The organism is Streptomyces cucumeris (genome assembly GCF_024295805.1).
Classification (GTDB): domain Bacteria; phylum Actinomycetota; class Actinomycetes; order Streptomycetales; family Streptomycetaceae; genus Streptomyces; species Streptomyces cucumeris.
In genome coordinates this window covers 90,707-107,616 of sequence record NZ_JANCLX010000019.1, presented here as the reverse complement: position 1 = coordinate 107,616, position 16,910 = coordinate 90,707, and the positions used below count along the sequence as shown (strand labels likewise).

The 16,910-nt window shown below is 69.2% G+C and carries 20 protein-coding genes; 5 read left to right on the top strand and 15 right to left on the bottom strand.

Annotated features, from left to right (window positions below; translation table 11 throughout):
- Window positions 1–30: 30 nt before the first annotated feature.
- The 4 genes from NMK44_RS25765 to NMK44_RS25750 all read right to left on the bottom strand — a co-directional run bounded on the left by NMK44_RS25765 (window position 31) and on the right by NMK44_RS25750 (window position 2,582).
- A complete protein-coding gene (locus tag NMK44_RS25765) occupies window positions 31–300 on the bottom strand; it encodes a hypothetical protein (protein ID WP_254747150.1) in 270 nt (89 codons plus the stop codon).
- A 125-nt stretch (window positions 301–425) separates the two neighbouring features.
- A complete protein-coding gene (locus NMK44_RS25760) occupies window positions 426–1,583 on the bottom strand; it encodes an FAD-dependent oxidoreductase (RefSeq protein ID WP_254747148.1) in 1,158 nt (385 codons plus the stop codon).
- 232 nt (window positions 1,584–1,815) lie between these two features.
- Window positions 1,816–2,091 (bottom strand): helix-turn-helix domain-containing protein, encoded by a 276-nt coding sequence (locus tag NMK44_RS25755; RefSeq protein ID WP_254747146.1) that lies wholly within the window; start codon window positions 2,089–2,091, stop codon window positions 1,816–1,818.
- On the bottom strand, window positions 2,091–2,582 hold the full coding sequence (locus tag NMK44_RS25750) for a DUF2975 domain-containing protein (RefSeq protein ID WP_254747144.1): 492 nt from the start codon (window positions 2,580–2,582) through the stop codon (window positions 2,091–2,093). The genes NMK44_RS25755 and NMK44_RS25750 overlap by 1 nt, the downstream gene beginning before the upstream one ends.
- A gap of 362 nt (window positions 2,583–2,944) precedes the next feature.
- On the opposite strand from NMK44_RS25750, the gene NMK44_RS25745 reads away from it, so the two are divergent.
- Window positions 2,945–3,484, top strand: a complete 540-nt coding sequence (locus tag NMK44_RS25745; protein WP_254747289.1) for a GNAT family N-acetyltransferase — start codon at window positions 2,945–2,947, stop codon at window positions 3,482–3,484.
- Between the two features lie 566 nt (window positions 3,485–4,050).
- Here NMK44_RS25745 and NMK44_RS25740 read toward each other — a convergent pair.
- The 5 genes from NMK44_RS25740 to NMK44_RS25720 all read right to left on the bottom strand — a co-directional run bounded on the left by NMK44_RS25740 (window position 4,051) and on the right by NMK44_RS25720 (window position 9,480).
- The gene (locus tag NMK44_RS25740; protein WP_254747142.1) at window positions 4,051–4,884 is read right to left on the bottom strand and encodes a PIG-L family deacetylase; all 834 of its coding nucleotides are present in this window, start codon (window positions 4,882–4,884) and stop codon (window positions 4,051–4,053) included.
- Window positions 4,885–5,336: 452 nt separating this feature from the next.
- Window positions 5,337–6,098, bottom strand: a complete 762-nt coding sequence (locus NMK44_RS25735; RefSeq protein WP_254747140.1) for a class I SAM-dependent methyltransferase — start codon at window positions 6,096–6,098, stop codon at window positions 5,337–5,339.
- A 192-nt stretch (window positions 6,099–6,290) separates the two neighbouring features.
- On the bottom strand, window positions 6,291–7,472 hold the full coding sequence (locus NMK44_RS25730) for a serine hydrolase domain-containing protein (RefSeq protein WP_254747138.1): 1,182 nt from the start codon (window positions 7,470–7,472) through the stop codon (window positions 6,291–6,293).
- A gap of 273 nt (window positions 7,473–7,745) precedes the next feature.
- On the bottom strand, window positions 7,746–8,405 hold the full coding sequence (locus NMK44_RS25725; RefSeq protein WP_254747136.1) for a PhzF family phenazine biosynthesis protein: 660 nt from the start codon (window positions 8,403–8,405) through the stop codon (window positions 7,746–7,748).
- Between the two features lie 475 nt (window positions 8,406–8,880).
- A complete protein-coding gene (locus tag NMK44_RS25720; RefSeq protein WP_254747134.1) occupies window positions 8,881–9,480 on the bottom strand; it encodes a flavodoxin family protein in 600 nt (199 codons plus the stop codon).
- A gap of 212 nt (window positions 9,481–9,692) precedes the next feature.
- Between NMK44_RS25720 and NMK44_RS25715 the strand changes: the two genes are divergently transcribed.
- On the top strand, window positions 9,693–10,229 hold the full coding sequence (locus NMK44_RS25715; protein ID WP_254747132.1) for a MarR family winged helix-turn-helix transcriptional regulator: 537 nt from the start codon (window positions 9,693–9,695) through the stop codon (window positions 10,227–10,229).
- A 210-nt stretch (window positions 10,230–10,439) separates the two neighbouring features.
- Here the strand turns inward: NMK44_RS25715 and NMK44_RS25710 are convergent, their stop codons facing one another.
- Complete coding sequence (locus NMK44_RS25710) at window positions 10,440–11,090, bottom strand: DUF4232 domain-containing protein (protein ID WP_254747130.1); 651 nt, start codon at window positions 11,088–11,090, stop codon at window positions 10,440–10,442.
- Window positions 11,091–11,283: 193 nt separating this feature from the next.
- Here NMK44_RS25710 and NMK44_RS25705 point away from each other — a divergent pair, with 193 nt between their 5' ends.
- Window positions 11,284–11,739, top strand: a complete 456-nt coding sequence (locus tag NMK44_RS25705; protein WP_254747128.1) for a VOC family protein — start codon at window positions 11,284–11,286, stop codon at window positions 11,737–11,739.
- Window positions 11,740–11,936: 197 nt separating this feature from the next.
- On the opposite strand, the gene NMK44_RS25700 is transcribed toward NMK44_RS25705, so the two are convergent.
- On the bottom strand, window positions 11,937–12,503 hold the full coding sequence (locus NMK44_RS25700; protein WP_254747127.1) for a rhodanese-like domain-containing protein: 567 nt from the start codon (window positions 12,501–12,503) through the stop codon (window positions 11,937–11,939).
- Between the two features lie 77 nt (window positions 12,504–12,580).
- Between NMK44_RS25700 and NMK44_RS25695 the strand changes: the two genes are divergently transcribed.
- Window positions 12,581–12,859 carry a metal-sensitive transcriptional regulator gene (locus tag NMK44_RS25695; RefSeq protein ID WP_308358555.1) on the top strand — a complete coding sequence of 93 codons (279 nt, stop codon included), beginning with the start codon at window positions 12,581–12,583 and terminating at the stop codon, window positions 12,857–12,859.
- Window positions 12,860–12,867: 8 nt separating this feature from the next.
- Here the strand turns inward: NMK44_RS25695 and NMK44_RS25690 are convergent, their stop codons facing one another.
- The 4 genes from NMK44_RS25690 to NMK44_RS25675 form a co-directional block, all read right to left on the bottom strand.
- Entirely contained in the window at window positions 12,868–13,620 is a 753-nt protein-coding gene (locus NMK44_RS25690) for a sulfite exporter TauE/SafE family protein (RefSeq protein ID WP_254747123.1), read from the bottom strand.
- Window positions 13,617–13,976 carry a rhodanese-like domain-containing protein gene (locus tag NMK44_RS25685; RefSeq protein WP_254747121.1) on the bottom strand — a complete coding sequence of 120 codons (360 nt, stop codon included), beginning with the start codon at window positions 13,974–13,976 and terminating at the stop codon, window positions 13,617–13,619. The genes NMK44_RS25690 and NMK44_RS25685 overlap by 4 nt, the downstream gene beginning before the upstream one ends.
- A gap of 35 nt (window positions 13,977–14,011) precedes the next feature.
- On the bottom strand, window positions 14,012–15,376 hold the full coding sequence (locus tag NMK44_RS25680; protein ID WP_254747119.1) for an MBL fold metallo-hydrolase: 1,365 nt from the start codon (window positions 15,374–15,376) through the stop codon (window positions 14,012–14,014).
- Window positions 15,377–15,704: 328 nt separating this feature from the next.
- Window positions 15,705–16,421 carry an NADPH-dependent F420 reductase gene (locus NMK44_RS25675; protein WP_254747117.1) on the bottom strand — a complete coding sequence of 239 codons (717 nt, stop codon included), beginning with the start codon at window positions 16,419–16,421 and terminating at the stop codon, window positions 15,705–15,707.
- A 64-nt stretch (window positions 16,422–16,485) separates the two neighbouring features.
- Between NMK44_RS25675 and NMK44_RS25670 the strand changes: the two genes are divergently transcribed.
- Window positions 16,486–16,887: a winged helix-turn-helix transcriptional regulator gene (locus NMK44_RS25670; RefSeq protein ID WP_254747115.1), complete on the top strand. Its 402-nt coding sequence runs from the start codon at window positions 16,486–16,488 to the stop codon at window positions 16,885–16,887.
- Window positions 16,888–16,910: the final 23 nt, after the last annotated feature.

Sequence of the window (16,910 nt, the reverse complement as noted above, 5' to 3'; positions counted from 1 at the left end):
TGCACGGCGGGAAGTGGCGGGGGTCGTGCGCTACCGCTTGGCGGAGCATGTCACCGGTTGGCCTGCTGCTCCCTTCTGTTGGTCCAGAACGCGGTCGTCGCCTTCCTGCAGGAGGCAGTGCGCCACGGCTTTGCCAGTAGGTACGACCTTGATACGCGGAGCGTGCCCGCCGTCCTCCTGGATGCTCCACGAGGCTCCACTCACCTTGGCCGGCATGCTTACCGCGCCGTTGGGGCCATCGACGTAGTCGTGCCTGACGGATTGCAGGTTGCCTCCTTCGGTCCAGGCCTTGTACGTCACGTCGGGAGTCTCGGCACCGCAAGCGGTCAGGAGTCCGCAGGCAACAGCCAGCCCCGCCATCGTGGTAACGAGCTTTGTGGCTGCTGGTATGGGGAATGTGGGCATGACGTGGCCTCTCAGCGAGTTCACTTGGGTGTGGGGTCGGGGAAGGATCTGTCGCCGAAGAGGACTCGGCTTGCCGCGGCCCGGCCGAACGGTGTGCGTAGCAGGGTGAATCCCGCTGCTGCTGTGGCAGGCGTCCGTACGCGGGCCAAAATCCTGCGCAGCATGAGTCGTCCGCGAAAGTGGGGGCGGAGCGCGGCTCCGTCGTAGTGGGTCATGGTGTCCGGATTTCCGGTGCGCAGTGCGTCGTCGAGGACCTCGGCTGCGAGCTGTGACTGCCGTAGGCACGGGTCCAGGCCGCCGGCGGTGAGCGGGGAGACCGCGCCTGCCGCATCTCCCACGAGGAGCCCGTCGGCGCAGCTGATCCGGCGCAGCAGGCCGCCGACGGGAATGGGACCTGCGCGCCGCTCCACCTTCTCGGGACGTTCGACGCCGGTCAGTCCGGGCGCCGAGGCGCTGAACTGCTCCATCGCACGGCGAAGACCGTCCGGATAGCGGTCGGCGTAGCCCGCGACTCCGACGTGGGCGTGTTGCCCGTCGTTGATCACCCAGGCCAGGTAGCCGGGGGCGAGTGAGGGGTCGAGTACGCAGTGGAATGTCGGTGGCTGGTCACTGCCGGGGAGTTCGAAGACCTCTTCGGCGCCGACGATCAGGTGGTGGTTGCAGTCGAGAGCGAGGTCGCGGGCGACTCTTGAGCGGGCCCCATCGGCGCCGACGACGAAGCGGGCCCGGACCGTGGCCGGACCGTCGCGACCGGCCAGGTGGAAGATGTTGCCCTGTCGGCCGGTGTAGCGCGTGCCCAGTGCGATACGGACGCCGGCGTCGACCGCGGTGGCGGCCGTCGCTTCGTAGAGTGCTCCCATGTCGCCCACCCGGTATTCGTCGCGGGTACTGGTGAGGCTGACCGGGCGGCGCAGGTCAGGGGGGTAGAGGACCACGCGTCGGATCGGTGGTCCGAGGCAGTCGGGGGGCAGCGGGAAGTCGTCGAGTGTCTTCCGTACGAAGATTCCTGTGGTGCGGATCGCTCCGGCAAGGTTCGTCCGGCGTTCGACCAGGAGCACGTCGTGGCCTTGTCGGGCGAGGAGTGTGGCGGTGTTGAGTCCGGCCAGGCCGGCCCCGACCACCAGTACGTCGGCACTGCCGGTGCCCCCGAGGCGGTAAGAGAGCCGTGCTGTCGTCATGTCTGCTCTGTTCGTCGTGGAGTCCGTCATCGGTGCGCGCGGCGCGCGGCGGGCGCCGACCGGCAGCGGGCAATACGGCCGAGCCCGTGCCGGGAGGAGGTGTGCGGACGTCGTCGTCAGGTCGTCACTCGGGAGCTTGCTGAAGATCAGGCGGAGCGGGTCGCGTAGCAGGGATGGTTGTGGGCGTCGCATCTGGTGGTGGTGTGCGGGCGGCCGGCTACCGCGACTGCGGTCACCGCGGCGGGGAGGGGGTTGGGACGGATGCTCCGGATTCGTGCGCAGCCTTGTCCCCGTCCCCGGGGCCGTCGGGCTCCCAGCGCAGCAGGTCTCCGGGCTGGCACTCGAGCACCTCGCACAGTGCGGCGAGCGTGGTGAAGCGCACCGCCTTGGCCCGGCCGTTCTTGAGCACCGCCAGGTTGGCGGGTGTGATCCCCACGCGGTCCGCCAGTTCGCCCACGGACATCTTCCGCTTGGCCAGCATCACGTCGATGTCGACGGCGATCGGCATCAGATCACCTCGGCCAGCTCGGCCCCCAGCTGCGACGCCTCGACGTCGCGTGCGACGGCTTGTGCGAGCAGCATCCGCAGCACGAGCACGATGAGTGCGTTCCCGAAGATCGCAAGGCTGGCCCCGCCCAGCAGGGCCACAACGCCCGGGGGAACGACATCGCCAGGCGCCAGGACCGCCCCGAGCGCGAGCACCAGGAGCGAGGCCGCCACGAACGCGCCCATCACGAGATGGACGTAGCGGAACGCGGCGTGGGAGAACACGGTTCCGCGTTGCGCCATCGTCACCAGCCGCCACACGCAGACCAGGACCACCTGGACCATCACGACGCCCAGGACCATGATCACGAGGACCGGAGTGCGGCGGTCCACAAGGATGCTCTCCTCCATGGCGCCCGTCAGCATCGCCACCATCACCGCCTGGGCGGAGACCGCCCCGGCGTGCAGTGCCACCATCACGGCGCGCAGCGCGAGCACTGTCAGTTTTCCCAACGCCACTCCCTTGATCGAATCACGATGGAAATCTATCGAATATCGATAGGTGTGGCAAATCCGGTCCATCTGCGGGATGGCCCGCGTGCCCTCCCGAACTTCTGACGCAGTGAGGCGAGCCGCCTCCGGAGCCCACGTGGAGCGGCTAACTGTGGTCCCCAGGGCGTCCCCCGCCAACTGGCGATACATCAAGAATGAGATGCGCCCACACAAGAAAGAAGCCCGCTGAACTGGAGTTTTCCAGAGCAGCGGGCCTCTTCGCACCGTCGGGACGACAGGATTTGAACCTGCGCCCCCTTGCCCCCAGTCAAGAGGGTCCGACAGCCTTGATCGCTGCTGAGTCTGCTGATTGGCTGGCCGACATGAATGATCTCGGACCCGTTGCGTGGCCGCCTGCACCGATCAGGACCGACAGGCTCGTGCTGCGTGAGCCCGAGGCCCGGGACCGTGTGGTGTTCATCGAGCTGCTGGCGTCCCCAGATGTGCACACCTACCTCGGCGGGCCCCGCCCGCGTGACCAGCTTGAGCGCGAGTTGCCCGAGGCACCCGGGCGGTGGCCCGGGAGCTTCGTCGTCGATCTCGACGGGGAGATGATCGGCCAGATCCTGCTCAGGCGAGCAACGGAGCACCTTCGTCCGGCTGCTGTGGGGAAGGCCGATCTCGGCTATCTGTTCCTGCCACGGGCGTGGGGGTTCGGGTATGCCACCGAGTCGTGCGCGGCGGCACTTGACTGGTTCGACGGCGTCCTTCCCAGTGAGCCGGTGGTACTCACCACCCAGACCGCCAACCTCGGCTCGATGCGCCTCGCGGCAAAGCTGGGGTTCACCGAAGTAGAGCGATTCCGGGCCTGGGACGCTGAGCAGTGGCTCGGCCTGCGGTCCCCGCTGCCGCCCTCCGACTGAGCTCACGCTCGACAGCTCGGATCTGTCGAAGCGTTGTTGACGATGCCGGGCGGGTTTGCGGTCATGCAGGCGCTTGGAGGGGTGACACGCCGAGGCAGGTGTGCAGATATGGCGACTCCAGCAGCTCGATGAGCATGACACGGTCCCGGGCCAGGCGGCCACGCAACAGGTCCGAGAACATTCATGTCGGCCAGCCGGTCAGCGGACTCAGCAGCGATCAAGGCTTGCCACGAAGCCCTCTGGCCATGATTCGCCGTTCTGCTGAACGCCACGGCGTGAACCGACTCCGCCGCACCGCCGCCGGCCACCGCGGGCTGCGTCGCAGCCCGCGGTGGCCGTCGGGGATGTGCTTGCCGACCGTGCCGCCTAGGCCGGCCCAGGTGGATTGGGGACGAGCACGGTGTTCGGGTCGGAGGTGCGGGCATGCGTCGACGCCGTCGGCGAGCGCCTGGACGCGGGCTGCCGCAGCGGAACTCGCTTGGGCAAGCCCCCTGGTGTGTGACCCGCTCGATCACACCGTGCAGTCAATGCGCCTTACTGGCCGGGCGGGCGGGCGAGCAGGCGGATCAGCGCAGTCCGGCGAAGAGATCGTTCTCGGGTACGGCCGCACCGGTGGCGTCCTGGACACGTACGAAGGTCTCCATGCCCATCAACTCGCCGAACCTCTCCTTGCCCATCTTGAGGAAGAAGATGTTCTCGCCCTGACTGGCATGCGCGGCCAACGCGTCGAACTTCTGACCGCTGAACGCGGTGGTGTCCACCCATGTGGTGATCTCATCGTCGGGGAGGCCGATCTCGGCCAACGCGGCGGCCTCGGCAGGATCCGGCTCCGGCATGTCCTCATGAAACTCACGCATGATTTCGCCGAACCGCTGCATCATCGAGCGGGGCATCGTGGTCCAGTAGACCTTCGGTGTCAGCGCGGTCATCTTCAGCGCCGCCATCGTGATGCGGTTGGCCTGGATGTGGTCGGGGTGGCCGTAGAAGCCGTTCTCGTCGTAGGTGACGACCACATCAGGTCGGTAGTGCCGCATGAGCTCCGCGAGACGGGCCGCGCCTTCCTCCACGGGGGTCTGCCAGAAGGATCCGGGGGCGTCATTGCTGGGCCAGCCCATCATCCCGGAGTCGGCATAGTCCAGCATCTCCAGATCGCTGATCTTCAACGCATCACAGCTCGCCTCGAGTTCTCGACGGCGCATTGAGGCGACCGCCGCCGGATCGTGCCCGGGATCGCCCGGCTTGACACCCCCCGGTCCGTCACCGCAACCGCCGTCGGTACACGTCACCAGAACCGTGCGGATGCCTTCGGCCGCGTACTGCGCGAGGATCCCTCCGGTTCCGGTGGCCTCGTCGTCGGGGTGGGCGTGCACTGCCATGAGCGTCAAGGGCCGGCCGGTCATGAAAGGGTCCTCCTGCAGTAATACGTCTTGGTCCGAATGCGCGGCGGTCGTACCGCGATCCTGGGCCCGGATCCTGGTGGGGCGGACGACCTCGTGGTCTCCGCGTTCCCCGCCCATGCGGCGCCGGTCCCCCGGTCGATGCAACCGCGCCGACCGGCCCGAATGTTCCCGGCGCAGCCGCCTGGACATGTGCCGGTGCTTCAACGCGGACGAAGTACAGGCCTGACCTGCATATCTCGGCGCCACGTCGGATCCGGCGTTCATCCGGTACCAGCCGTGAGATTCTGAGACTCTACAGGCCATGGATCATGTCTGTGCGATGTCGACAAAGCGCCCACCTCGACGGCGTCGGCCGAGGACCTGGGCAGCGTGATCCGTCGCTGCACCACCTGACGGACCACGAATGCCGACGGAAGGCGCCTCAAGGACATCGTGAGCAGGCCGACGCCGCCTCATGTCATCACGTCCCGGCGGAACAGCGCGGTCCACAGGAATGCCGCCCCGAAGAGCGATGACTCGGGTGGCTCCTCTCGCATGCGGCGCAGTTCGACCTCTACAAGGTCAGAGAAGATCCAGCGCAGGGATTCGGGTGTGTACGCGAGGCCGCCCCGCAATTCCCGTTCACTATAGATGTCCGCGTCGGCGAGCTCCGACCCCATGCCGCCCTCGCCGGCGGCGAAGCTGGTGAGGGCGAGATGGCCGCCAGCGGCCAGGACTCGATCGAGGAGAGCCAGGTAGCTGACACGGCGATGCGGCGGCAGGTGATGGAAGCATCCTGAGTCGACGACCAAGTCGTACCGGCCCCTCAACTCGGCGGCGGGGAGAGCGAAAGCGTCACCGCAGAGGAAGCGAACGTCGACTCCAGCCGCGTGTGCCCGGTCTTTGGCCCAAGCGATGGCGACCGGGGAGAGGTCGACGGCGTCCACCTCGAAGCCGTGCGAGGCGAGATACAGGGCGTTGCGACCCGGCCCGCACCCCAGGTCCAGAGCCCGACCAGCACTGATCAGGCCCTGGTCGAGGTAGGCAGCCAGGTTCTCGTCCGGCTTCGCCGCGAAGAACGGGACCGGCCTTGACCGGTCGGCGTAGAAGCGATCCCAGAAGCCCTTGCCGTCGCCGGTCGCCAAGCGGTCGGCCTCGGAGTCATCGGAGTCAGAGGTGAAGCGCCCGTCCAGGAGCGCGAGAACATCCTCGACGGTGCGTATGGTCCGGTCCATCCGGCCCCCTTTCGACCGAGATCGATCATAGGGATGATGGCCGACGCCGAGTTCAACCCAGCGCGGCGGGAGTTGCTGGAAGGGATCCCGGAAGGCTTCGGGCTCGTTGATGCTGTGGTCTGACCTGCGCTTACGCTGACGGCCCATGCCGATGGCGAGTCGGGACGCGGCTCTCGACGGGATGAGCTCCGCTCACGCGGCGTTGAGGCCCCCGGGGCACAGTGCGTGGTCGATCAGGGCACTGACGGCGTTCTCCTGGCCCAGGATGTGCTCAGGAGTGTCGCCGCGTGCCTCGGACATGCACACCACGGCGCTGCGCCTGCCGTCATCGGTGACGCCATTGAGCGTGATGTAGCCGCCGTCCCCGCCCTCGTGGCTCCAGTAGGTTCCTCCGCAGCTCAGGGGCCGTTCGACCAGGCCGAGGCCGTATCGGCCGCCGGGCCAGAGCTGTTGGACCTCCGCGTTCACGGGAACGGTCCGCTTCATGGCGGCCAACTGCCGTGCCGGGAGCAGGCGGCCCCCGAGCAGCGCGCGGAGGAAGCGGTTCTCATCCCGTGTGGTCGTGACCCATGAAAGGTTCTCATGGTCCACCGGTATCTGGTCGGTGACGTCCACCCGGGAACCAGGGCCGAAGAGCTGGTAGCCCCGGGCGTGCGGCCGGGGCAGGGTGGAGGAGGTGCCCATCCATCGGGTCTGGTCGAGGCCGAGCGGGCGCAGGATGCGGTTTTCGATCTCCTGGTGGGCGGGGTGCCCGGTGGTCTTCTGGATGATCAGGCCGAGCAGGATGTAGCCGGTGTTGGAGTACGCCCAGCCCTCGCCGGGCGGGAAGTCCGGCGCATGAGCCATGGCGCGGGCAATCAGCCGCCCGGGGCGGTGGACGTCGTGACGCTGCTGGTAGTACTCCTTCGGCGTGGTGTATCCGGGCAGGTCGTCGTGGATGCCGCTGGTGTGCTGGAGCAATTGGCGGATGGTGATCCGGCTGCCGTCATTGCCATTGCCCCGCACCATTCCTGGCAGCCAGTGGTCGACTGTGTCGTCCAGGGACAGCCTGTCCTCGGCTTCCAGTTGGAGGACCACGGTGGCGACCAGCGTCTTGGACGTGCTGGCCATGCGGAAGTAGCCGTCGGAGGAGACTGGGCGGCCTGTGTTCAGGTCGGCGGTGCCGCTGGTGGCGACCGACTGCCGGCCGTCAGGCCCGATCACGCGGGCCTGCACACCGCTGATTCCGAGTGCGTGGATCGCCTTGGTGTCCTGGCGCAACCGCTCCACAGGGGAGGAACTGGCGGACTGGGCAACGGTGGTGGCCACCTCGGCGACGAGCAGCGAGGTGACGGCGAGTGCCATGACGAGGTGCTTTCGCGGAGTCACAGTCATGACCGAACGCTATTTTCGCCTCCACCGGAGCACGATCCGACGCACCCCAGTACCGGAGAGGGGGATATCCCCAGCGGGGGCTCTGGCGTCGTGGTACTCGACCCATCGCGGATGCAGTGAGACAAGCCACCTGGAACGGGACGCGGGACACCACTGGGGATGACCGCACTCTCGACAACAGCCGCCCGACATGAGATTCGAGGCGTGCCCTGATCGACGCCTGCTACGAGGCAGCCGAAGGCGGCGCGGACGGGGCCGATCCGGGCCGGTCTGCTACAGCTTCCGGGTCCCGGCCAGGACGACCCGGCCGCCGATCTCGATGGAGCCGTCCGGCTGGGGGCTGGTGAGGATCTGCGAACCCACCCCCTGCGTGATGTTGAGGGCGCGGCCCAGCTCGCCCGACAGAGTCAGCGCGGCAGCGCCGGTGGCCTCGTCCTCCGTGATCGCATCGCCCCGGCGTGGGAAACCACGGGCCCGGACCCGGCCGGCCGGTTCGTCCAGCCACGCCCAGGCGTACAGCCAGCCCTCGCCCTCCGGCGGCGCGGGAAGGGTGTCGACCTCGGCCGCGGAGGCGTACCGCCGGGTGCGCCGCCCGGTGACCCACTCGGGCCGACCGGTGATCCAGGTGAACTCGCCGTCCTGGCGGGCGAAGACCTCACCAGCGGGCGGCAACAGTTCGGGCAGGTCGAGCAGCCAGGCGGTGCCCACCAGAGGATGGCCCGCGAAGGGCAGCCGGGCGCTCGGGGTGTAGATGTCCACGACGCCGCGCTCCGGGTCGTCGACGAACACGGTTTCGCTGAAACCCAGCCGGGCGGCGAGCCGTTGCCGCTCCCGCTCGCCGGTGACCGCACGGCCGTCGCGCAGCACACCGAGTTCGTTGCCGCCACGGCCGCCGGGCCCGCAGAACACCCTGAGCACGTCGAGATCCGTCACCTGGGCATTCAAACATGATTGCCGGGGGGGAACGCTCCGGCGGGAAACCGGCTGCCAGGCTGCCACGGGGCGACCGGGGTGAGCGCATGGACCGTGATGCGTACTGGCACGGTAACGACCGCCCTCACCGCGGCCCGGTGTCGGCGTACGTGTGAGCGTCACAGGTATGCCGACACCAACAACCGACAGCACGCGGCTCCACCGTCACCGACGGACAGCCATGTACCGCTCCTCCCCCGACGGCCGAGACGCCGCCCCTTGGTCAAGTCACCAACCCGCTTGCAACGCCGAAGCCTTACTTCGGTGGTCGTCCTGAAGACGCGGTCTACACCGTCCCGCCTGGTCCGGCCGCCGCGTGGCGCAGAATGCCCGATCCAGATGGGACACCCCCCGCGGTTCCGAACACAGTAAGCGGGGAGCACGGCTGGGAGCCGGACACACACTTCGTGATCGGGCCCGTTTCGAAGACACGCATTCACGCGAGGGTCGGCTCCAGGGCGGCGCGGCCGAGGAGGTGTACGCGTGCCGTTTCGGCGACCCGGATTCCCAGAGCTTCCGCGGTGCGCAGGTCGGACGAGGTGGCCATGCACTCGGGGGGCTCGTCATTGTTGGACTGCGCCATGGCACCGAGCCAGCTTCCGAGGCGGTTGAGGTCCTCGCTGGTGCCGGTGGAGGTGTTCCAGCCGCCGTATTCGGCAAGCCCTACCCAGATCATTCCGTGCTGGGCCGCGAAGAGGGCGATGTCTGTGAGTGTGTGCAGCTTGTCGCCGCTCATGCATCCGCTGTTGGTGAATCCGGCTGCGATCTTGTTCTTCCAGCGGAGGCCGTCCGCCCAGACGCTGCTGGTGGCTTCCACGAAGGTGCGGAATGCGGCGCTGCTGCCGCCCATGTAGGTGGGGGTGCCGAAGATGATCGCGTCGGCGGAGTCCAGGCTCGCCCAGTGCTCGTCCAGGAGGTCGGGGAGCGGGATCAGATCGACGTGGGCGATCGTTCCGGCGCCCCGTGCGACGGCTTCGGCCTGCTGCGCGGTGTGCCCGAATCCGCTGTGGTAGACGACGGCGATGCGCGGTTCCATGACCATACCTCTATCCTGAAAGCTATATGGAAAGCTATATCCTGAGAATAGAGCGCGCACAGCGGGACCACAAGACGGTTGTCAGGCGGGCGCCCGACTACAGAGGGTGAGAACACCCTCTCAACAGGGGCTCAGGCGGCACGCGGATAGCTTTAGACTGAGGGAGTTGGAACAGCGGATCCCGAGTGAGCCGCCGAGCGGGACGGAGGGGCATGACCACCGAGACCACGCCTACCGGCAAGGCCCGTCCCGATCACGTGGACGAGGTCATCACCGCGTGGCAGAGGGAACTCCCCGGGGTTGCCGGTCTCCCTCTGGAGGTCGCCAAGCGCACCTCTTTGCTCAACCATCTCTTCGAAAAAGCCACCCAGCACCAACTGGCCAAGTTCGGGCTCACCCCCGCCGACTACGGCGTGCTCGCCACCCTCCGCCGAGTGGGAACCCCCTACCGGCTCAAGCCCACCGAGCTGAGCAACGCCATCCTCCTGACCTCGGGCGGCACCGCGAATGTCCTGCGGCGTCTGACGCAACTCGGCCTGGTCAGCAGGACCGCGGACGCGACCGATGGCCGAAGCACCTGGGTTCAGCTCACCGAACAGGGCCTGGTCACGGCGGAGCAGGCCGTCGAGGCCGCCACCACGGCGCACGCCCGGCTGCTGGACCGCCTCCCTTCCGACACCGCGGAGCTGCTGAACGATCTGCTGCGGCGCACCCTGAACGCGTTGGACAACGAGTCCAGCGGCATCTGAGCACCCAGCGTGGGCCGCATGGTCGACGAGTCAGCCGACAGGTACCAGGCCGGTGACGACGCCTCTGGTGCCTCACCCGCGGTTCACCACCGCGGGAATCCCATACCGGCGTCTCGTTGCTTCCGTACAGCAAGTCCGCCGACCTGGACGGCCCTGTGCTGGTGAAGCTCCGTCCGGAGCTTCACCAGCACAGGGCCGTTTTCGCGGTACTCAGTTGGCGATGCCGACGGGGTGGACCTTGATCTTGTCGTCGTACGGACCGGCCAGCTTCAGCGCATCCGCGGGCCACTTCAGGGACACGCTGTGGGTCTCATTCGGCGGCGTCACGATGATGTGGGTCGGGGACGCCAGGCTGTCGCCACTGAAGTCGACCTCGTACGAGATGCTGAAGGTGGCGGTGTCACCGGGCTTCAGATCGGTGATGCGGGGCTGCTCACCGCCGCGGTGGACCGGGGCGGACGTGCCATCGATGTCCTTCAAGTCGACGCCCGCGAACCCCGTGGCCGAGCAGGTCTTCGCGCCCTTGTTCGTCATCTGAACGGTGACCTCACCCACCTTCTCGTCGGGCGAGCTGTCCACAGCCTCCATCATCAGATCGTCCGCTCGGCAGAACTTGCCCTTCCCCCCGCCGTTCGCCGAACCACCCCCGGAGTCCGACCCGTTGGCGTTGTCCGGCTGGGCATCGCTGCCCTGCGCACCGGCAGAGGAGTCTGCGCTGCTGGCCCCGGCCGTAGGCTTCGATGCGGTGTCGTCCGAGTTGTTGCAGGCGGTCACAGAAAGCGCGGCGGCTGCGGTCAGGGCCGCGGCGGCAACGCGCACGGTGCGGCGACGGGCGGTGCGGATCGTGGTGCTGGAGCTCATATCGGATTCCCCCAGGGAAAGCGGTGTCGGTCTGTCCTCGGAACAACAACCACTCTGGTCCGGGCCACTATCGGCACACTGCCGCCCCACTAACACCCCGCTAAGACAGCGTCTGCCGTACCTCTACGGAGCGGGTCCCCTGGGGCCCGTGGTGAATGGATCCTCTGTCAGACCTGCCTGGGATGCTCCGAGCATGGAGATGACAGTGCAGCTGACGATCGACTGCTCCGATCCGCAGAGAATGGTTGCTTTCTGGGCCGAGGCCCTGGGCTACGTGCCTGAGCCTCCGCCGGGCGGACACCCCACGTGGCGGGCTTACTGGGCGGCGATGGGGGTGCCCGAGGCGGAGTTGCCGCCCGGTGCCGGGGATATTCCGGAGTCGATCATCGATCCCGCGGGACATGGGCCGAGGGTGTGGTTCCAGCAGGTTCCGGAGCCGAAGGTCGCCAAGAACCGGTGGCACTTCGACCTGAAGGTCGGTGGGGACCGTGACGTCCCACTGGACGTCCGCGCCCAACGGGTCAGCGCTACAGTGGAACGGCTGGTCGAAGCCGGTGCCACCGTGCTGCGGATCAAGGATGAGCCGGACATGGGGCTCTTCGCAGCCGCCATGCGGGATCCCGAGGGCAACGAATTCGACGTCGTCTGAGGGCCGTTGCGATTGCTCTGGTCACAGCCACTGGTTCACGGTTGATCCCACACTCCGGCCCTTGGCGTCTGCCTCGGCCTGGAGCCGGGTGAGCATCCGGGCCCACGTGCCGTTCCCGCTGCCAGCCCCGGAACAGGCCATGGACCCGGTCCCACGGCCGGGGCTTGTCTGTTCCGGGCGGTGGCTTCCCGTCTGCGCTACCGGCTGAGCGCGTCGAGGGTGGCGTTGAGGTCGGTGGTGCGGGGCTGGTTGTGGGGCAGTTTGGCGAGCAGGGCGGCCATGCCGCAGGTATCGGTGAGCGCGGAGAAGACCAGACCGCTGCCAATGGCCGCGGACAGCCAGCGGGCGGGCCGGTAGCGGGTCCCCAGGGCGAGGCCGGTGACGACAAGGGATCCAGCGGCGAGACGGACCTGGCGTTCTATGGGCCAGGCGGCCTTGGTGGTGTTGTCGCGGTGGACGGGGTGGCCGTGCTGGATCCAGGCAGTGGTGCCGCCGGCCAGGTTGGCGGAGGGTATGTCGGCGGCGGCGAGTTGTTCGCAGGCGGTGGTGGAGCGGTTGCCGGAGGCGCAGACCATCAGCAGCCTGCCGCGGGCGGCGGCGGTCTTGAGGGCGGGCAGGGCGGTTTCGAGGTGGTCCAGGGGGATGTTGTGGGCGCCGGGGAGGCGGCCGGAGGCGTATTCGCCAGGGGTGCGGACGTCGATGACGGTGTAGTGGTGCAGTTCCTCGGCGGCCTGGGCCGGGTGGAGGGCGGTGGCGGTGTTCACGGGGCGGAGGTTCCTTTTCTCGGTGGCGGTGTCGAGCGGGCTAGAATACCCATGGGGGTATGGATTCAGGAGGCAGTGTGGAGCTGGAGATGGCGGCCGAGGAGCTGAAGAGTGTCCTCAATCGGCTGCGGCGGGCTCAGGGGCAGATCGCCGGGATCATCAAGATGATCGAGGACGGCCGGGACTGTGAGGACGTGATTACGCAGCTCGCGGCGGTCTCCCGGGCGCTGGACCGGGCAGGGTTCGCGATCATCGCGACCGGTCTGCAGCACTGCCTGGCCGAGGGCGGGCAGACCCCTGCGGACCGGGAGCAGATGCGGGCGCGGCTGGAGAAGCTGTTCCTCTCCCTTGCCTGAGGGGTGGCTCATGTCAGGGCGTCGGCCAGCATGAAGGCGGCCACGGCCAGCAGCAGGATCGCGAACACCTGCTGAAGGCGCCGTCCGGAGACCTTGGCGGCGAGGCGTTTGCCGTCCCATGCGCCCAGGATCGCGGCACCGGTGAACGGTCCGACGACCGCCCAGTCGAGGGTGACGGCGGCACCGGAGCGGGTGGCCAGGGAGGCCAGGGAGTTCACCGTGATGACGAGCAGGCTGGTGCCGACGGCGACCTGCATCTCGAAGGCGAGGACGGTGACCAGGGCGGGGACGGCGAGGAAGCCGCCGCCCACGCCCAGCAGGCCGGTCAGGGCGCCCAGTCCGGCGCCGGCACCCGCCGCTTTCCCCGCATGCGCGCGCCGACCGGTGGTCTCGGTCCGGGCAGCGGGTCGCAGCATGCGGGTCGCGGCCAGGGCGGCGACGGTGGCGAAGGCCGCGGTGAGGAGTGCCTGGGGCAGGTGGGCGGCCGCGGCTCCGGCCAGTGCGGCGGGCAGGATCCCGGCGGCGGCGAACGCCGCTCCGGCCCGCCAGCGCACATGGCTGGCGCGGGCGTGTGCGTACAGCGCGGTGGCGGAGGTGGCGGTGACGATGAGCAGGCTCGCGGTGGTGGCTGCCGCGGGGGTGAAGCCGAGCAGGTAGATCAGGGCGGGGACGGCCAGGACGCTGCCGCCTCCGCCGAGGGCGCCCAGAGCAAGGCCGACGACGGCCCCGGCGATCAGGGCCAGGAGCAGGGCGACACTCACGCTATTCGGCCGCCCTGTCCGCCCTCGTCGACGACCGGAAGCCCGGCGGCCGCCCAGGCGTTCATACCGCCGGTGACGTCCACGGCGTCGACGCCGCGTGCGTCCAGGAGCGTGGCGGCCCGCTGCGACCGGTGTCCGGAACGACAGATCGCCACCACCGGCCGGCCCTGCGCGGTCTCGGGCAGGGCGGCTCCGGCCAGCAGACGCGTCAGGGGCAGATGGAGCGCACCGGGTGCGTGCCCGGCCCGCCACTCCGGGGTTTCCCGGACGTCCAGCAGGACGGCGCTCCCATCGGCGGTGTTGGTGTGGGCCTGCTGCGGGGTGAGTCGCCTTTGACTGCGGCGGAAGAGGAACATCACATGCCTTCGCGGTCTGCGTGAGGAGGCGGGGGTCAGGAGCGGGTGACGGTCAAGCCCGCCTCGGCGGCGGCGTCGAAGCCGTCGTCGACGGCGACGACCCGGCGTCCGCTCGCGTCCAGGAGAGAGGCGGCGATGGCCGCGCGCATGCCGCCGGCGCAGTGCACCCACACGGTGCCGCCCGGGACCTCGCCGAGGCGGCCGTGCAGCTCGTGGATGGGGATGTGCACCGCGCCCGGGATGTGACCCTTGGCGTGCTCGGAGTCACGGCGCACATCCAGCACGACCAGCGGCTCGCCCCGTTCGCGGGCGGCGGCCAGAGCGGCGAAGTCGGCACGGGGGAAGGAGGCGAGGGCCTGACCCGGTTCGACCCAGTCGGCCGGGCCGCCGGTGGCGGCAGCGGCGGGGCGGTCGAGACCGACCCGGACCAGCTCCCGCTGGGCAGCGGTGATCTGTGCGGGGGTCTCGGCGAGGAGGGTGACGGGCTTGCCCCAGGGGATCAGCCAGGCCAGGTAGGTGGCGAGCTTGCCCTCGCCCTCGAAGTTGAACGAACCGGCCACGTGGCCGTCGGCGAAGGCGACCCGGCTGCGCAGGTCCACCACCCACTCCCCCGCCGCCAGCCGCCTGGCGATCTGACCGGCGTCGGCCGGCTCGGGCGGGGTGAGGTCCACGGGTGCGGGACCGGCGGCGTTGGCCGGACCCATGTGCGCGTAGTAGGCGGGCACGTCCTCCAGCCCGGCCAGCGTGCGGGCCACGAAGGTGTCCACGTCCAGGGTGAACGCGTCGTTGCTCACGCGTTCCTTGCCGATCGTGGTGGCGTCCCCCTCGGCCTGCGAGGACGAGCAGAAGCTGCCGAACCCGTGGGTGGGCAACACCGGCACCTCGTCGTCGAGTTCGTCGGCGAGCCGGTGGGCGGAAGCGTGCTGAGCGCGCGCCAACTGCTCGGTCAGCCGCGGCTCCACCAGGTCCGGGCGGCCCACCGAGCCGATCAGCAGGGAGCCGCCGGTGAAGACCGCCACACCACGGCCGTTCTCCTCCAGTACGTAGGAGGTGTGGTGCGGGGTGTGGCCGGGGGTGGCGATGGCGCGCAGCGTCAGGTGGCCGTCCACGTCCACCGTGTCGCCGTCCGTGACAGGAGTGCGTGCGTAGGACACCGCAGCGGCGGCCGGGACCAGGTAGCGGGCGCCGGTCAGACGGGCCAGCTCCAGGCCGCCGGTGACGTAGTCGTTGTGCACATGCGTCTCGGCCACGTACGCGATCCGCACCCCGCGCACGGCTGCCGCCGCGAGGACCCGGTCGACATCGCGGGGCGGGTCGATCACCACCGCGGTAGCGGCGCCACCGGCCAGGTAGCTGCGGTTTCCCAGGCCCTCGGTCTCGATGGTGTCAATGAAGAACACGCGGTTGCTCCTTTCGACTGGCGTTTACCCCCGGGGGTATATCTCGAGCCTAGCACGGGTACCCCCGGGGGTATTTTTCACGCCATGAAGCAGCCGCGGGGACCGTCTGCACCACGGCGCGTGCGCCCCGCCGCTCGCACACCGGGCCCCGTACACGACCGCGCCGTCGGCCCGCCGCCGCCCTGCAACGTCGTCGCCCGACGTGACGGCGACCACAGCCTGCTCCAGGCCCTGGGACCCCGGAGCGCGGCCGGCCTCGGGAATCCGTTCAGAGGCATGTGCACGTGGCGCGCATGATGACCACCCTCAACGGGTGGCCGGGCGGCTCTCAGGGCTCGTCATCCACAGCGCCGGGAGCCAGTGCCGGGGCGGGGAAGGCGTGGCGGGCCTCGGCGCCGGACCACCACACACCGATGGCGAACACCGCGGCCGCCTCCAGCAGCGCGGCACGGTGCAGACCTCCGCAAGGCAGCGGGGTGCAGCCCATCGAGGTGATCAGCTCTGTCGTCAGCGCGGTGGCGGACGGAGCGTCGGCGCAGAAGGGCACGGTCAGCGGCACGGCCTCGAAGACCGGTCGCGTCAGGGTCCAGATGCTCTCGTGCGGGATGCCGAAGACCTTGGCGACGTGGGCCTCCGGTACGGCGGCCGCCAGGCGCAGGGCGATGGAATCCGTGCCGCCGACAGTGGTCAGGGCGGGGCCGTCGGCACCGGGGGCCATCGGCACCGTGCAGTCCAGCACGGTCCGCCCGGACAGGGCCGGAGCCAGTTCCGCGGCCAGTGATGGTGCGATGTCCGCGGGTACGGCGACCAGTACTGCCTCGCCATAGCGCGCCGCGTCGGCCAGACTGCCGTGGCCGGCGGCTCCGGCAGCGTCCGCTGCCCTGGCCGCGGCCGCGGTGTCCCGGCCACCGACCATGACCTCGTGCCCAGCTCGCACCCAGGCCCCGCCCAGCGCTCTGGCCATGGCTCCCGTACCGAGGATGCCGATACGCATCGTCCTGACCCCGCTCGCCTCGTCGAGGTCATTCGTGTTGTGGAATGTCATGCCGGGGACACTAGGCAGCCCGATACACACCGCCTGGTGCGCATCCGCACGGCAGGATGTCCACATGACAGCGCCCGCAGAGCACAGAGAGCCCCATGAGACGCGCGATCTGGGCGGGGATCCCTTCGCGGCGGACTGCCAGGCACGGATCGCCTTCGAAGTGCTGGCCAACCGCTGGGACAGCGTGGTGGTCTACGTCCTCGGTGAACGGGGCCCGATGCGGCCACGCGCACTGCTGACCCGGATCGGCGGGATCAGCCCCAAAGTCCTCAACGAGGCCTTGCGGCGGCTGGAGTACAACGGCCTGGTGGAACGCTGCCGTTACGCCGAAGCGCCGCCCCGCGTCGACTACGCACTCACCCAGGCCGGCACAGCCCTGCTCACTCCGATCCGCGCCCTGGGCGCATGGGCCGCAGACCACGCAGACGCGGTGCTGGCTGCCCAGGACCGTTTCAACCGCCCTTGACGCACACCGCGGACATCTTCCTC

Bases quoted from the DNA above. Each gene is read 5' to 3' on its own strand.
- NMK44_RS25760 (WP_254747148.1), bottom strand. From the start codon at position 1,583: ATGACGACAGCACGGCTCTCTTACCGCCTCGGGGGCACCGGCAGTGCC.
- NMK44_RS25755 (WP_254747146.1), bottom strand. From the start codon at position 2,091: ATGCCGATCGCCGTCGACATCGACGTGATGCTGGCCAAGCGGAAGATG.
- NMK44_RS25745 (WP_254747289.1), top strand. From the start codon at position 2,945: ATGAATGATCTCGGACCCGTTGCGTGGCCGCCTGCACCGATCAGGACC.
- NMK44_RS25740 (WP_254747142.1), bottom strand. From the start codon at position 4,884: ATGACCGGCCGGCCCTTGACGCTCATGGCAGTGCACGCCCACCCCGAC.
- NMK44_RS25735 (WP_254747140.1), bottom strand. From the start codon at position 6,098: ATGGACCGGACCATACGCACCGTCGAGGATGTTCTCGCGCTCCTGGAC.
- NMK44_RS25730 (WP_254747138.1), bottom strand. From the start codon at position 7,472: ATGACTGTGACTCCGCGAAAGCACCTCGTCATGGCACTCGCCGTCACC.
- NMK44_RS25720 (WP_254747134.1), bottom strand. From the start codon at position 9,480: ATGGAACCGCGCATCGCCGTCGTCTACCACAGCGGATTCGGGCACACC.
- NMK44_RS25715 (WP_254747132.1), top strand. From the start codon at position 9,693: ATGACCACCGAGACCACGCCTACCGGCAAGGCCCGTCCCGATCACGTG.
- NMK44_RS25710 (WP_254747130.1), bottom strand. From the start codon at position 11,090: ATGAGCTCCAGCACCACGATCCGCACCGCCCGTCGCCGCACCGTGCGC.
- NMK44_RS25705 (WP_254747128.1), top strand. From the start codon at position 11,284: ATGGAGATGACAGTGCAGCTGACGATCGACTGCTCCGATCCGCAGAGA.
- NMK44_RS25685 (WP_254747121.1), bottom strand. From the start codon at position 13,976: ATGTTCCTCTTCCGCCGCAGTCAAAGGCGACTCACCCCGCAGCAGGCC.
- NMK44_RS25675 (WP_254747117.1), bottom strand. From the start codon at position 16,421: ATGACATTCCACAACACGAATGACCTCGACGAGGCGAGCGGGGTCAGG.
- NMK44_RS25670 (WP_254747115.1), top strand. From the start codon at position 16,486: ATGACAGCGCCCGCAGAGCACAGAGAGCCCCATGAGACGCGCGATCTG.